Raw genomic sequence first — 15,331 nt, forward strand, 5'->3', positions numbered from 1 at the left:
CACTACCCCAGGCCGGCTTTGTCCCGGCCCGGGGTTGCCCTCACTTGCCGTAACGCCCCTTGCCCCACTCGAGCACGCTGGCGAGCAGGCGCCGCAGCACCTCCTGCGTGGGCCGCGCCAGATCCTCGCGGTAGGCGAACGGCTCAATCTCTTCCATGTAGGTGCTCTGCGCCAGTTCCAACTGCACCGCGTGGACGTGGTTGGCCGGGTCGCCGTAGTACCGGGTGATATGCCCGCCCTTGAAACGCCCGTTGAGTACATGGCTGTAGGCAGGTGCGTCGGCGCACACCGCCTCGAGCCGCTCGGCCAGCGCCGGGTCGCAGCTCGCGCCGTTGAAGGTACCGAGATTGAAGTCCGGCAGCTTGCCCTCGAACAGGTGCGGAATCAGCGAGCGGATCGAATGGGCGTCCCACAGCAGCGCGTAACCGAACTCGGCCCGCAGGCGATCCAGCTCCTGGCGGAGAGTGCCGTGGTACGGGCGCCAGATCTTCTCCAGGTAGGTGGCACGCTCGTCGGCCGACGGCACCTGCCCTTCCTTGAACAACGGCTCGCCGTCGAACAGCGTCGCCGGGTACAGCCCGGTGGTGGCGCCGACGTACAACGGCTTGTCGTCGTCCGGGCGGTTCAGGTCGATGACGAAGCGCGAGTACTCGGCCGCCACCACGCTGGCGCCCAGCTCACGGGCAAAGTCGTACAGCTGCGGAATATGCCAGTCGGTGTCCGGCAGGCTCCTGGCCTCGTCCACCAGCCCGGCTTCGACCGCGGGGGTCAACTTGAGACCGGCGTGGGGCATGCTGATCAGCAGCGGCAGGCGACCTTGATGAAAACTCAATACCTTGTCCATGACGCCTCGCTCAGTGGGAAATTTCGTGACCCACGCGCACCACGCGCTTGGGCAGGTCGCCACCCAGCCAGTAGGCCAGGTCGGCAGGACGGTCGATCTGCCAGGCGACGAAGTCAGCGACCTTGCCAGCCTCCAGCGAACCATGGCTGTCGCCCAGGCCCAGGGCCGTGGCGGCATGCACGGTGACACCGGCCAAGGCCTCTTCCGGGGTCATGCGGAACAGGGTGCAGCCCATGTTCAGCATCAGGCGCAGCGAAAGCACCGGCGAGGTGCCGGGGTTGAGGTCGCTGGACAGGGCGATCTTCACGCCATGCCGACGCAGGGCGTCCATCGGCGGCAACTGGGTTTCACGCAGGAAATAGAACGCCCCCGGCAGCAGCACGGCGACGGTGCCCGCCTGGGCCATGGCGATGGCATCTTCCTCGGTCATGAATTCCAGGTGATCGGCCGACAGCGCCTGGTAGCGTGCCGCGAGGCTCGAACCATGCAGCGACGACAACTGTTCGGCGTGCAGCTTGACCGGCAACCCCAGCTCACGCGCCTTGATGAACACCCGCTCGACCTGCGCCGGCGAGAACGCCAGGTGTTCGCAGAACGCATCCACCGCATCCACCAACCCTTCGGCGGCCAGGGCCGGGAGCATCTCGTCGCAGATATGGGTGATGTAGTCATCGGCCCGGCCGGTGTACTCCGGCGGCAATGCGTGAGCGGCAAGGCAGGTGGCGCGCACGGTCACTGGCAGCTCTTCGGCGATGCGCCGGGCAACGCGCAGCATCTTGCGCTCATTGGCCAGGTCAAGGCCGTAGCCGGACTTGATCTCCAGTGTGGTAACGCCATCGCGCAGCAACGCCTGAACACGCTGACGGGCGCTGGCCAGCAGCGCGTCCTCACTGGCCGCACGCGTGGCACGCACGGTGCTGGCGATGCCACCGCCCTGGGCGGCGATCTCGGCATAGCTGACGCCCTGCAGGCGCTGTTCGAACTCACCACTGCGGTTGCCGCCGAACACTGTGTGGGTATGGCAGTCGATCAAGCCAGGAGTGACCCAGGCGCCGCCCAGGTCGACCACACGCTCGGCATCGACGCCCGGCAGTTCGGCCTTGGGGCCGATCCATTCGATCAGCCCGGCATTGGTGACGATCGCCGCATCCTCGATGATCGAGTAGCTGCCGTTGGCCATGGTGGCCACGTGGCAGTGCTGCCAGAGGGTTCTCATAAAGCTCTCCACAAGTCAGCGGTGCAGTTCGGCCTGCCCCCGGGCGACCTGGCCCTGCCCCGAGCGCGGCTTGCACCACAGCAGGTAGGACAGCACCAGGAACACCACCCACGCCACGCCCACCAGCAGCGCCGCCTGAGTGTTCGGGAAGTAGCCGAGCACACCGAAAATGAACAACATGAACACAATCGCCAGCGCCGGGCCCCAGGGCCAGAACGGCACCGGGAACTCCAGTGCGGCCGCTTGCTCGCGGCTCATGCGCCGGCGCATGGCCACCTGCGTGACCAGAATCATCAGCCACACCCACACGGTGGCGAAGGTGGCGATCGAGGCGATCAGCAGGAAGACGTCTTCCGGAATCAGGTAGTTGAGCAGCACCCCCAACAGCAGCGCAGCGCCCATCACCAGCACCGTCAGCCACGGCACGCCGTGCCTGGACAACTGTGCGAACCCTCGCGGCGCCTGGCCTTGCTCGGCCAGGCCGTACATCATGCGACCCGCACCGAAGATGTCGCTGTTGATCGCCGAGACCGCCGCGGAAATCACCACCACGTTCAGCACCGCAGCGGCCGAGCCGATGCCCAGGTTGCTGAAGATCTGCACGAAGGGGCTGCCCTGGGTGCCGATCTGTGGCCAGGGGTACAGGCACATCAGCACGAACAGCGTCAGCACGTAGAACAGCAGGATGCGCAGCGGTACGGCGTTGATCGCCTTGGGGATGACGCGCTTGGGATCCTGCGCCTCACCGGCGGTAATACCAATGATCTCGATACCGCCGAAGGCGAACATCACCACCGCGAACGAGGCGATCAGGCCACCGATACCATTGGGCAGGAAGCCGCCATGCTCGAACAGGTTGGCGACCCCGACACCGGTTTCGGCACCGGCCTGGCCCAGACCGAACGCCATGATGCCGAAGCCGGCCACGATCATCGCAACGATGGCGCCGACCTTGAGCAGCGACAGCCAGAACTCCATCTCGCCGAACACCTTGACGTTGCACAGGTTCAGCCCGCCGATCAGGAACACGATGCCCAGTACCCAGATCCAGCGCGGCACCTCGGGGAACCAGAAGCCCATGTAGATCCCGAACGCGGTGACGTCGGCGATGCACACGATGATCATCTCGAAGGCATAGGTCCAGCCGAGCACGAACCCGGCCATCGGTCCGAGATAGGTGCTGGCGTACTGCCCGAAAGAACCGGCCACGGGGTTGTGCACCGCCATTTCGCCAAGCGCGCGCATGACCATGAACACCGCCGCGCCGCCGATCAGGTAGGCCAGCAGCACCGCTGGCCCGGCCATCTGGATCGCCGACGCCGAGCCGTAGAACAGGCCGGTGCCGATGGCCGATCCCAAGGCCATGAATCGAATGTGTCGGGCTGTCAGCCCGCGTTTGAGTCCTTGTGCTGGTTGCATGGTTCGTCCTTATTGTTGTTCTCAAGAGCCTCATCGCGGGGCCAGCCCGCTCCTGCAGGTTCGACTGCGGGAGCGGGCTGGCCCCGCGAAGGCATGGACACCGATCACAGGCTCGGCAGCACTCCAGCCGGCAACAAGCCGGTCAGGCGCCCGTCGGCCAGCAGCTCCACAGCCACCTCGATATCCGGCGCGAAGAAGCGGTCACGGTCATAGTGCGGTACCTCGCGGCGCAGGGTCTGGCGCGCCTGCTCCAGCTTCGCCGAGGTCTTCAGGCCCTCACGCAGGTCCAAGCCCTGGCAAGCGCCCAGCCATTCGATGGCCAGCACGCCACGGGTGTTCTCGGCCATCTCCCACAGGCGCTTGCCCGCGGCCGGGGCCATCGACACATGGTCTTCCTGGTTGGCCGAGGTCGGCAGGCTGTCGACGCTGTGGGGGTGCGACAGCGCCTTGTTCTCGCTGGCCAGCGCAGCGGCGGTGACCTGGGCGATCATGAAGCCGGAGTTGACCCCGCCGTTTTCCACCAGGAACGGCGGCAACTGCGACATGTGCTTGTCCATCATCAGCGAGATGCGGCGTTCGCTCAGCGAGCCGATCTCGGCAATGGCCAGGGCGATGTTGTCGGCTGCCATGGCCACCGGCTCGGCGTGGAAGTTGCCGCCCGAGATCACTTCGTCCTCGGCGGCGAACACCAGCGGGTTGTCAGAGACGGCGTTGGATTCCACCGCCAGCACCTCGGCAGCCTGGCGCAACTGGGTCAGGCAGGCGCCCATGACTTGCGGCTGGCAGCGCAGCGAGTACGGGTCCTGGACCTTGCCGCAATTCTTGTGCGATTGCGAAACCTCGCTGGAGTCGCCCAGCAGGTCGCGGTAGCAGGCGGCAGCGTCGATCTGGCCACGTTGGCCGCGCACCTCATGGACACGCGCATCGAACGGCGAGCGCGAGCCCAGTGCCGCTTCCACGGTGAGCGCACCACAGGCAATGGCCCCGGCGAACAGGTCTTCGGCCTGGAACAGGCCACGCAGCGCATAGGCGGTGGACGCCTGGGTGCCGTTGAGCAGGGCCAGGCCTTCCTTGGCAGCCAGGGTCAGCGGCTCGAGGCCGGCCACCGCGAGGGCTTCGTTGGCATTCAGCCATTGCCCCTGGTAACGCGCCTTGCCCTCGCCCAGCAACACCAGCGACATGTGCGCCAGCGGCGCGAGGTCGCCAGAGGCACCAACCGAGCCCTTCAGCGGAATGTGCGGATAGACCTCGGCGTTGACCAGGCTGATCAGCGCATCGATGACCTTGCGGCGGATGCCGGAGAAACCGCGGCTGAGGCTGTTGATCTTCAGCACCATGATCAGGCGCACCAGCGCGTCGTCCAGCGGCGCGCCGATCCCGGCAGCGTGGGACAGCACCAGCGAGCGCTGGAGGTTTTCCAGGTCGTGGCTGGCGATGCGGGTCGAGGCCAGCAGGCCGAAACCGGTGTTGATGCCGTAGGCCGTGCGGTCTTCGGCAAGAATGCGCTCGACGCAGGCAACGCTGGCGTCGATGGCGGCACCCGCGTCGGCATCCAGGCTCAGGCGCATCGGCGCCTGGTGGATGCGGCGCAACTGGGCCAGGGTCAACTGGCCGGGGGTCAGGGTCAAAGCTTCCATGTTCATGCTCCTTGTTATTTTGTTTAGTGCAGCGCAGCCAGCACCGGCTGCGGCAACCGTGGATCCTTGAGCAGAGCCGCGGTGCTGGCGATGTCCGGCGCCAGCCAGCGGTCCTGCAGGTAGGCCGGCACGCTCTCGCGCAGCAAGCGCCAGGCCGCGTCGGTGCCCGCGCCGAACCGCTGTTCCTTGAGGAATTCGAATGCCTGGGCGGCCAGCAGGTACTCGATGGCGAGGATCTGCGTACAGTTCTCCAATACCTGGTGCAGCTTGAGGGCGGCATTGGTGCCCATGCTCAGGTGATCTTCCTGCAGCCCCGAGGTGACGAAATTGTCGAGCACCGCGGGCTGCGCCAGCTGGCGGTTCTGCCCGCACAGCGAGGCGGCGACGTACTGGGCGATCATCATCCCCGAGTTGACGCCGGGGTTGCTGACCAGAAACGCCGGCAGGCCACTGACATGCGGGTTGACCAGGCGGTCCAGACGGCGCTCGGCGATCGCGCCGATCTCGGCCATGGCGATCGCCAGCAGGTCGGCAGCCAGGGCCACCGACTGGCCGTGGGGGTTGGCCTGCGAGACCACACGGAAATCGTCCGGTGTACCGAGCAGCAGCGGGTTGTCGTTGGCGCCGTTGAGCTCGGCCTCGACCTGGCGCACCACATGGGCCAGTTGGTCGCGGGCCGCGCCGTGCACCTGCGGAATCGAGCGGATGCTCAGGGCGTCCTGGGTCCGGATGCCTTTGCTCGAGGCGATCACTTCACTGCCTTCGAGCAGCGCGCGCAGGTTCTCGCCCACCAGTTGCATGCCTGGGTGTGGCTTGAGGGCGATGATCTCGGCGTCGAACGCAGCGATCTGGCCGCGCAGGGCCTCGAAGCTCATGGCGCCGATCACATCGGCCCATTGCAGCAGGCGGCTGGCGTCATCCAGCGCAAGGCTGGCGAGGCCGGTCATGCACGGCGTGCCGTTGACCAGGCATAGCCCGTCCTTGGCTCCGAGCTGCACCGGCGCAAGCCCGGCATCGGCCAAGGCCTCGGCGGCCTCGACGAGGCGCCCGCGATAACTGACCTTGCCCACACCCAGCAGGCTCACGCCGATGTGGGCCATGTGCGTGAGATAGCCCACCGAGCCCTGGGACGGGACCTGCGGGGTAATGCCCTGTTCGAGCAACGCCAGCAGCGCCTCGACCACCGAGCGCTGCAGGCCCGACTTGCCGTGGCTGTAGTTGACGATGGCGGCGCAGATGATCGCCCGCGTCTGCTCGTCCGGCAGCGCCGGACCGACGCCGCACGCGTGGCTGAGCAAGGTGTTGCGCGACAGCGCGCTGAGCTGCTCGCCCTGCAGCGAGACGTTGCACAGTGCGCCCAGGCCGGTGTTCACGCCATAGGCGCGCTCGCCGCTGTCGACGATACGCCGGACGATGGCCTGGGCATTGTCGATACGCGCCCACACCTGCGGCGCCAGCTCCAGGCGCGCGCCGTGGCGGGCCACGGCGGCAATGTCCTGCCAGCGCACCGGCCCGTTGCCGATCACCACGACTTCAGGTTTCGACATGATGCTCCTCATACCGCGACGGCGCGGCGCTGAACGAAACGGTCAACGTATTCGTCGGCCGGCGAGTGCAGGATTTCCTGCGGCGTACCAACCTGGATCAAGCGGCCATCCTTGAGAATGGCGATGCGGTTGCCGATGCGTACCGCCTCGTCCAGGTCGTGGGTGATGAAGACGATGGTCTTGTGCAGGGTTTTCTGCAGTTCCAGCAACTGGTCCTGCATCTCTGCGCGGATCAGTGGGTCGAGGGCGCTGAAAGCCTCGTCCATGAGAATGATGTCGGTATCGGCGGCCAGCGCCCGGGCCAGGCCCACACGCTGACGCATGCCACCGGAGAGTTGGTGCGGATACTTCTTCTCGTAGCCCTTCAGGCCCACGGTCTCGATCCACTGCAGCGCACGTTCCTGGCACAGCTGCTTGCTCTCGCCACGCACCTTCAGGCCGTAGGCGACGTTGTCCAGCACATTGCGGTGCGGCAGCAGCCCGAAGCTCTGGAACACCATGCTGATCTTGCGTCGGCGGAATTCGCGCAGGGCTTCCATGTCGTACTGCAGGATGTCTTCGCCATCGACCAGGATCTGCCCGCTGGTAGGGTCGATCAGGCGGTTGAAGTGGCGCACCAACGTGGACTTGCCCGAGCCGGACAGGCCCATGATGACGAAGATCTCACCGCTGCCGATCGACAGCGACAGGTCGTTGACCCCAACCACGCAGCCGGTCTGCGACAGCACCTGCTCCTTGCTGCGCGCCTCGCGGATCAGTTGCAGGGCTTCCCCGGCGCGCTCGCCGAAGATCTTGAAGACGTTCTTCACTTCGATCTTGCTGATCGGCTGCGTGCTCATTTGCTCACCTCATGACGTGGCCGACCATAGGCCTGGGTAATGCGGTCGATCACCACCGCGAGAATCACGATGGCCAGGCCCGCTTCGAGGCCGCGGCCAACGTTGAGGGTCTGGATACCAACCAGCACATCCTCGCCCAGGCCACGGGCGCCGATCATCGAGGCGATCACTACCATCGAAAGGGCCATCATGGTGGTCTGGTTGATCCCGGCCATGATGCTCGGCAGCGCCAGCGGCAACTGCACGCCGAACAGCTGCTGCCAGCGATTGGCGCCGAAGGCGTTGATCGCTTCCATCACCTCGCCGTCGACCTGGCGAATGCCCAGGTCGGTCAGGCGAATCAGCGGTGGTGCGGCGTAGATGACGGTGGCGAAGATCGCCGGCACCTTGCCCAGGCCGAACAGCATCAGTACCGGAATCAGGTACACGAAGCTTGGCATGGTCTGCATGATGTCCAGCAGCGGCATCAACACCGCCCGCAGGCGGTTGCTGCGCGCCGACAGGATGCCCAACGGAATGCCCACCAACACCGAGATCAGCGTGGCCACCAGCATCAGCGCCAGCGTCTGCATCAGCTTGTCCCACAGGCCGACGGCGCCGACCAGGAACAGCAGGCCGGCGATCACCAGGGTCGGCAGGATGCGGCGGGTGGCGTGCCAGGCGATGACCGCGACGATACCCAGCATCAGCCACCAGGGCGTTGCACGCAGCAGGCCTTCGAGGTTGACGATGGCCCACAGCAGGGTGTCGGAAATGTGCCGGAACACATCGCCGTAGTTGGTCACCAGCGCATCGACCCAACCATTGACCCAGTCGGCGATGGAGAATGTGAGATTGTCAGGGAACATAGGTACCACTCATCAGGTGAGGACGCTCAGAGCGCCGCATTGATCTTCTTGGCAGCGTCTTCACTGACCCACGCCTGCCAGACTTCAGGATGTTCCTTCAGGAAGATCTTGGCCAGCTTCGGCGATTCGATGCGTTCCTTGCTCATGCGCCCCAGGTTCTGGTTGAGAATGTCGATCGGGATATTGACCTTCTCCAGCACGCCGACCAGCTCCGGCGCTTGTTCGTGGAAGGTTTTCGACAGGCCGACCTTGATCGACACGGTCTTGTCGACGCCCGGTTTTTCCTCGAGCTTGACCAGGTCGATCTGGCCCATCAGCGGGGTTGGCGTCCAGTAGTAGAAGAGGATCGGCTCGCCGCGCTTGTAGCTCGACAGCGCCGCCGCATCCAACGCAGGGCCGGTGCCCGGACGGAAGTTGGTGAATTTGTCTTCCAGGCCGTATTCCTTGAGCATCTGGGTGTTGTCCAGCTCACAGGTCCAGCCGGCCGGACAGTTGTAGAAACGGCCTTTGCTTGGTTCTTCAGGGTCCTTGAAGAGGCTGGCGTACTGGGCCAGGTCGGCCACGTTCTTCAGGTCTGGCGCCTTGGCTTCGAGCTTGCGCTTGGCATCGCCCTCGATCACGTAGCGCGGCACGTACCAGCCTTCGACCGCACCGACCACCGGTGCGCCGACGCCGACCACCTTGCCGGCTGCCTCAGCCTTTTTCCACACTTCGCTGCGACCCACCCACTCCTCGGCAAACACCTGGATATCGTTGGTGCCCAGGGCGTTCTCCATGGTGATGGAGTTGCCCGGCAGGCTGTCGGTCTTGCAGCCGTAGCCCTTCTCGAGCACGAACTGCATCACATCGGTCAGCAGCATGCCGCTTTCCCAGTTCAGCCCGGCGAATTTCACCGGTTTGCCGGATTCGCACCAGGTAGCGGCCTGAGTGGCACCGGCGCTGCCGAGCAGGCCAAGGGCGAACAGCGAAGCAAGCAAGGTCTTGTTGGTTTTCATTGCGTGACGCTCCCAAACTTAAGAAGTGGAAATCGGCAGTCCTTGCAAAGAAGGTGGATCACCTGGGGCCACTGCGTGCCCCATCGCGGGACAAGCCCGCTCCTACAGTAGGAGCGGGCTTGTCCCGCGATGGGGCTGCGCAGCAACCCCTGGGACGCGGATCAACCCGTGATCATCGGCAGGTTCAGACCCTGCTCTTTGGCGCAATCGATCGCAATCTGGTAACCGGCGTCGGCATGGCGCATCACACCGGTGGCCGGGTCGTTGGTCAGGACGCGGGCAATACGCGCAGCCGCTTCGTCGGTGCCGTCACAGACGATCACCACACCCGAGTGCTGGGAGAAGCCCATGCCCACGCCACCGCCGTGGTGCAGGGAAACCCAGGTGGCGCCACCCGCAGTGTTGAGCAGGGCGTTGAGCAGCGGCCAGTCGGACACGGCATCGGAGCCATCCTGCATGGATTCGGTTTCACGGTTCGGGCTCGATACGGAGCCGGAGTCCAGGTGGTCACGGCCGATCACCACCGGGGCGGACAGCTCGCCGCTGCGCACCATTTCGTTGAACGCCAGGCCCAGCTTGGCGCGCAGGCCCAGGCCAACCCAGCAGATACGTGCCGGCAGGCCCTGGAAGCTGATGCGCTCGCGGGCCATGTCCAGCCAGCGGTGCAGGTGCTCATCGTCCGGGATCAGTTCCTTGACCTTGGCGTCGGTCTTGTAGATGTCCTGCGGGTCGCCCGACAGGGCTGCCCAGCGGAACGGGCCGATACCGCGGCAGAACAGCGGACGGATGTAGGCCGGCACGAAGCCTGGGAAGTCGAAGGCATTCTTCACGCCTTCTTCCTGGGCCATCTGGCGGATGTTGTTACCGTAGTCGAAGGTCGGCACGCCGGCTTTCTGGAAGTCGAGCATGGCTTGCACGTGCACCGCCATCGATTGCTTGGCGGCCTTGACCACGCCAGCCGGGTCGGTCTTGGCGCGGTCGCGGTACTGCTCCCAGGTCCAGCCGATCGGCAGGTAGCCGTTGAGCGGGTCGTGGGCGCTGGTCTGGTCGGTGACCATGTCCGGACGCACGCCACGCTTGACCAGTTCCGGGAGGATTTCAGCGGCGTTGCCATGCAGGGCGATGGAAACCGCCTTGCCTTCGGCGGTGTACTTGGCGATGCGCGCCAGGGCGTCATCGAGGTCGGTGGCCTGCTCGTCGACGTAACGGGTGCGCAGGCGGAAGTCGATGCTGACCTGCTGGCATTCGATGTTCAGCGAGCAGGCGCCAGCCAGGGTCGCGGCCAGGGGCTGGGCGCCGCCCATGCCGCCGAGGCCTGCGGTCAGCACCCAGCGGCCCTTGAGGCTGCCGCCGTAGTGCTGGCGACCGGCTTCGACGAAGGTTTCGTAGGTGCCCTGGACGATGCCCTGGCTACCGATGTAGATCCAGCTGCCGGCGGTCATCTGGCCGTACATGGCCAGGCCCTTGGCATCCAGTTCGTTGAAGTGCTCCCAGTTGGCCCAGTGCGGCACCAGGTTGGAGTTGGCGATCAGCACGCGCGGGGCGTTGCTGTGGGTCTTGAACACCCCAACCGGCTTGCCCGACTGCACCAGCAGGGTTTCGTCGTCGTTCAACTCCTTGAGGGTGGAGACGATCTTGTCGTAGCACTCCCAGTTGCGCGCAGCACGGCCGATGCCGCCGTACACCACCAGCTCCTTGGGGTTTTCGGCCACTTCCGGATCAAGGTTGTTCATCAGCATGCGCAGCGGGGCCTCGGTCAGCCAGCTCTTGGCGTTCAGCTGGGTGCCACGTGGGGCGCGGATCTCGACGTCACGGAAAGTGGTGGGCTTTTTGTCAGTCACGAAAGGTGCTCCTTGAGCGATCTATTCAAACCCGACGAGATCGGCGGGCCGGGGCTGTTCGGTACCGTGCGGATGGGACGGCCTATCCACTATCGCGCACTTATCTTTACTTGTACATACAAGCATATGCAATTGAATTGCCAAGTCATCGAAACGGGTGGTTCGAGAGGCTCGGGCGATGGACTGGAGGCCTCGTGGTTCAAGGCCTTGAGACGTGAAGAAAAATCGCGGGAAGGATTTGTCGGGGAGTTCAGACAGAAATGGCTTTGCGCCACTTTGGGGCATTCGGTAACAGGGTGCGCTGTTTGCGGGCGTTACCGGGTAACTGTTTTTTCAGGGTTTTTGAGGGCCCTATCGCGGGACGAGCCCGCTCCTACAGGTTCAGCGCCGTCCTGAATGACGCACTGAACCTGTAGGAGCGGGCTCGTCCCGCGATAGCGCCCTGAAGACTTACAACAGCTGAGGACTCAACTCGATAACGCAGCAGCGCCCCGATACCTCGACCTCCAGCAAACCCGCGTTACCGCTGAGTTGCAGGCAGTCATACAACCCAAGCACCGACGCCTGCCCCTGGATCCCGACGCGTAGGTCCGCCTCGGCACTGAACACCAGCACGGTCTCGGCCGAACTGAACAGGCGAGTACCCCCCATGAACCACTGCAACCGCGCGCGGTAACGGTTCGGCGCATAGATCAGGTTGAAGTCGCGGATCGGGCCACCCTGCAGTGTGCAGGCAACCTGGCTCTCGCCACTGAACGCAAAGGCATCGAACGGCAGCAGCGGCCGGCTTTCGTGGCCGTCCACCGACAAGCGCATGCCATCGCCCTGCAGCACGGTGATGATCCGCTGATAACCGGTGAAACTGGAAAAGCCGCCGGAAGCCTCGATATCGGCGATCGACAGGCGCCAGCCGAACCCGTCCAGGCCAACGCCCGCATCGCGGGTGATTTCTTCGGTGGACCCACCACCGTTCTTCCAGGGCATGCGCGGATAATCGCGGGCACGCAACAACTGCAGCTGGCTCATTTGCTGAAACGTCCTTCCAGGCGATGACGGGAACCGGGATGAATCAAGCGCGCGGCGGTGACCGGCTGGCGGCCTGACCAGGTACGCCGACGGATGAGCAGGCAGGGCTCGCCACGCTCGATCTGCAACAGCTTGCATTCGTCTGGGTCAGCCAGGATCGCTTCGACCACGTGCTCGCCTTCGGTCAGCGGCGCGACCTGGGACAAGTACGCATAAGGCGTCTGCCGGGTGAAATCCTGGCGCAGGTAATCCGGGGCGATGGCCGCGTTCACGTAGCGATCTTCGATCTGCACCGGCATATCGTTCTCGTAGTGCACGATCAGCGAATGGAACACCCGCTGCCCCTCGCGCATGTCCAGGGCCATGGCGCGCTCGGAACCTGCGGCCTCCTCGGCGAGGATGATCACCTGGCAGCGGTGCTGATGCCCGCGGCTGGCGATCTCGTCGGCAATGTTGTTGACTTCGAACAGCGCCGAGCGCGTCTTGGGTTCGGCGACGAAGGTCCCGACGCCCTGCATGCGGACCAGCAGGCCCTCGGCGGTCAGCTCGCGCAGGGCGCGGTTGATGGTCATGCGGCTGAAGCCCAGCTGGCTGACCAGCTCGCTCTCCGACGGGACGCGATGATGAGGCGGCCAGCTGCCGTTTTCGATCTGCTGGACGATCATCTGCTTGACCCGCGCATACAGCGGCGCCGGCCCTTCGCCCATCTGGGCCACCAGCGCGGAGACGGAAGGTGTCGGCACGGCTATGCATCCTTGTGCAATTTGATTGACGGTAGCTTGCCGCAGTTTACCCGGCAGGCAAACGTCTGTATATGTATATACAAATAACGATACAGGATGACCGAGTGATGTCCGCCTACTTCGCCGAACGCGCCCTGCTCCCTTCAGGCTGGGCCAGCAATGTCCGCCTTGAGGTGTCCACCGCCGGGCGCCTCGAAAAAATAGACGTGAACGCCAGCGCCGAAGGCGCCGAACGCTTGGCCGGCCCGCTGCTGCCGGGCATGCCCAACCTGCATTCCCACGCCTTCCAGCGCGCCATGGCAGGCCTGGCGGAGGTGGTCGGCAATCCCAACGACAGCTTCTGGACCTGGCGCGACCTGATGTACCGCCTGGTCGGCCTGATCACTCCCGAGCAATTGCAGGTCATCGCCCGCCAGCTGTACATCGAGATGCTCAAGGCCGGCTACACCTCGGTGGCCGAATTCCACTACGTTCACCATGACAACACCGGCACGCCCTACGCCGACCCCACCGAGCTGTCGCGCCAGATCAGCGCGGCAGCGAGCGCCAGCGGCATCGGCCTGACGTTGCTGCCGGTGCTGTACTCCCACTCCGGCTTCGGCGGCCAGGCGCCGAACGAGGGCCAGCGCCGCTTCATCAACTCCACCGAGCAGTACCTGCGCCTGCAGGAGCAGCTCAAGCCGCTGCTGGCCGCGCAACCCACGCAGCACCTGGGCCTGTGTTTCCACTCGCTGCGCGCGGTAACGCCACACCAGATCGCCGAAGTGCTGGGCGCCAGCGACAAGGCGTGCCCGGTGCACATCCACATCGCCGAGCAGCAGAAGGAAGTCAACGACTGCCTGGGCTGGAGCGGCCGTCGCCCGGTGCAATGGCTGTACGAGCACGTCGAGGTGGATGCGCGCTGGTGCCTGGTGCATGCAACCCACGTCGAGGCCGACGAAGTCAGCGCCATGGCCCGCAGCGGCGCGGTGGCAGGGCTGTGCCTGACCACCGAGGCCAACCTGGGCGATGGCATCTTCCCGGCCGTCGACTTCCTGGCCCAGGGCGGGCGCATGGGCATCGGCTCGGACAGCCATGTCTCGCTGAGCGTGGTCGAAGAGCTGCGCTGGCTGGAGTACGGCCAACGCCTGCGCGACCAGCGGCGCAACCGGCTGTACCGCAGCGACCAGCCGATGGTCGGCCGCACACTCTACGACGCGGCGCTGTCAGGCGGCGCGCAGGCCGTGGGGCAAGGCATTGGCGAGCTGGCGGTGGGCAAGCGTGCCGACTGGCTGGTGCTCGATGGCCAGGATCCTTACCTGGCGACCTCGAGCGGCGACGGCATCCTCAACCGCTGGCTGTTCGCCGGAAGCGACCGTCAGGTACGTGATGTGATGGTCAACGGCCGGTGGGTGGTACGCCAGGGGCGACATGCGCTGGAAGAGCAAAGCGGGCAGGCATTCGCCGCGGTACTGCGCACGCTGCTGGGCTGAAAGCCGGCGCGATCAGCTGCGGATCGCGCCAGGCCTGATCTGGAGCCCGGCAGACTCAATGCCGGGCAACGATCGCCTTGTCCGACACCCGCCAGATCAGCCGACTGGTGTCATACCCCTGCTGGCGAGCTTTCGACAGCAGGTTCTCACGCTCCCACGCCGGCAGGCTCGGAGTTCGCGCCAGGATCCACAGGTACTTGCGATTCGGGCTGCCGACAATCGCAGTGCGGTAGTGATCGTCCACGTACAGGATCCAGTAGTCCGCCTTGGTCAGCCCCGGTACCAGGCGCGTGAACCAGTTGTCGAACTCCACCCACAACTTGTCGGTGTGCCCCGGCGCCTCGATGCCCGCACGACCTTCGGCGCGCAACCATTCATCACCTTCGGTACGGCAACGGTTGAGCACACCCAGGCTGCCATCGGGCTTCAGGTTGTAATGGGCTTCGGATTGCGCGCAGCCTTCCTGGAAGCGCATCGGCAGGCGGGCCAGTTCGAACCACTTGCCCTGGTAGCGCTTGAGGTCGACGTTGCCAGCCGTCTTGGGCGCCAACGAATCCACCGACGAGCTGGCACACCCGCCCAATACCAACGCCAGACCCAGCGCCAGCAGCAGATGCGCGGCCCTCATTTGAGGCCCTGCCCGGAGTACATCAACACCTTGTCAGCGGCGTACTGAACACTGATGAAGCTCTTCTCGTCCCCCCAGGTACAGCTGCTCATGCCGAGCGCGCCCGAGCACTCCTTCGGCGACCCGAGCAGTTGCTCGACCTCGGCCTTGCTCATGCCGGCCTTGAGCTTGGAATAGTTTTCCTGGTTGATCTTGCTGCAGGCGGTCAGGACGACCAACAAGGACAACAGGGCGAGGGAACGCAACGACATGAAGGGCTCTCCTGGAGATGGATAC

At 65.1% G+C, this 15,331-nt stretch carries 14 protein-coding genes; 1 reads left to right on the forward strand and 13 read right to left on the reverse strand.

What is annotated here, in order from left to right; translation table 11 throughout:
- Window positions 1–40 precede the first annotated feature (40 nt).
- The 11 genes from hutG to hutC all read right to left on the reverse strand — a co-directional run bounded on the left by hutG (window position 41) and on the right by hutC (window position 12,919).
- Complete coding sequence (gene hutG, locus AB688_RS00055) at window positions 41–844, reverse strand: N-formylglutamate deformylase (protein WP_063541392.1); 804 nt, start codon at window positions 842–844, stop codon at window positions 41–43.
- Between the two features lie 10 nt (window positions 845–854).
- Window positions 855–2,060 (reverse strand): imidazolonepropionase, encoded by a 1,206-nt coding sequence (hutI, locus tag AB688_RS00060; protein ID WP_063541394.1) that lies wholly within the window; start codon window positions 2,058–2,060, stop codon window positions 855–857.
- Between the two features lie 15 nt (window positions 2,061–2,075).
- Entirely contained in the window at window positions 2,076–3,479 is a 1,404-nt protein-coding gene (locus tag AB688_RS00065) for an amino acid permease (RefSeq protein WP_063541396.1), read from the reverse strand.
- Between the two features lie 104 nt (window positions 3,480–3,583).
- Window positions 3,584–5,116, reverse strand: coding sequence for a histidine ammonia-lyase (hutH, locus tag AB688_RS00070; protein WP_063541398.1), 1,533 nt, complete (start codon window positions 5,114–5,116; stop codon window positions 3,584–3,586).
- A 23-nt stretch (window positions 5,117–5,139) separates the two neighbouring features.
- Window positions 5,140–6,663, reverse strand: a complete 1,524-nt coding sequence (locus AB688_RS00075; RefSeq protein ID WP_063541400.1) for an HAL/PAL/TAL family ammonia-lyase — start codon at window positions 6,661–6,663, stop codon at window positions 5,140–5,142.
- Window positions 6,664–6,671: 8 nt separating this feature from the next.
- Complete coding sequence (locus AB688_RS00080) at window positions 6,672–7,502, reverse strand: quaternary amine ABC transporter ATP-binding protein (protein WP_054894807.1); 831 nt, start codon at window positions 7,500–7,502, stop codon at window positions 6,672–6,674.
- Window positions 7,499–8,350, reverse strand: coding sequence for an ABC transporter permease (locus AB688_RS00085; RefSeq protein ID WP_063541402.1), 852 nt, complete (start codon window positions 8,348–8,350; stop codon window positions 7,499–7,501). The genes AB688_RS00080 and AB688_RS00085 overlap by 4 nt, the downstream gene beginning before the upstream one ends.
- A 26-nt stretch (window positions 8,351–8,376) precedes the next feature.
- Window positions 8,377–9,345: an ABC transporter substrate-binding protein gene (locus AB688_RS00090; RefSeq protein WP_063541404.1), complete on the reverse strand. Its 969-nt coding sequence runs from the start codon at window positions 9,343–9,345 to the stop codon at window positions 8,377–8,379.
- A 161-nt stretch (window positions 9,346–9,506) separates the two neighbouring features.
- Window positions 9,507–11,186 (reverse strand): urocanate hydratase, encoded by a 1,680-nt coding sequence (gene hutU, locus AB688_RS00095; RefSeq protein WP_063541406.1) that lies wholly within the window; start codon window positions 11,184–11,186, stop codon window positions 9,507–9,509.
- 450 nt (window positions 11,187–11,636) lie between these two features.
- Window positions 11,637–12,212 carry a HutD family protein gene (locus AB688_RS00100; RefSeq protein WP_063541408.1) on the reverse strand — a complete coding sequence of 192 codons (576 nt, stop codon included), beginning with the start codon at window positions 12,210–12,212 and terminating at the stop codon, window positions 11,637–11,639.
- Window positions 12,209–12,919: a histidine utilization repressor gene (gene hutC / locus AB688_RS00105; RefSeq protein WP_196759886.1), complete on the reverse strand. Its 711-nt coding sequence runs from the start codon at window positions 12,917–12,919 to the stop codon at window positions 12,209–12,211. Before hutC ends, AB688_RS00100 begins: the two co-directional genes overlap by 4 nt.
- A gap of 143 nt (window positions 12,920–13,062) precedes the next feature.
- Between hutC and AB688_RS00110 the strand changes: the two genes are divergently transcribed.
- Window positions 13,063–14,427, forward strand: coding sequence for a formimidoylglutamate deiminase (locus AB688_RS00110; protein WP_063541412.1), 1,365 nt, complete (start codon window positions 13,063–13,065; stop codon window positions 14,425–14,427).
- 55 nt (window positions 14,428–14,482) lie between these two features.
- Here AB688_RS00110 and AB688_RS00115 read toward each other — a convergent pair whose 3' ends face one another.
- Window positions 14,483–15,055, reverse strand: a complete 573-nt coding sequence (locus AB688_RS00115) for a lipocalin family protein (RefSeq protein ID WP_063541414.1) — start codon at window positions 15,053–15,055, stop codon at window positions 14,483–14,485.
- Window positions 15,052–15,306 (reverse strand): outer membrane protein assembly factor BamE domain-containing protein, encoded by a 255-nt coding sequence (gene bamE, locus AB688_RS00120; protein WP_054895277.1) that lies wholly within the window; start codon window positions 15,304–15,306, stop codon window positions 15,052–15,054. Before bamE ends, AB688_RS00115 begins: the two co-directional genes overlap by 4 nt.
- Window positions 15,307–15,331: the final 25 nt, after the last annotated feature.

The organism is Pseudomonas putida, assembly GCF_001636055.1.
GTDB classification, from domain to species: Bacteria; Pseudomonadota; Gammaproteobacteria; order Pseudomonadales; family Pseudomonadaceae; genus Aquipseudomonas; species Aquipseudomonas machongensis.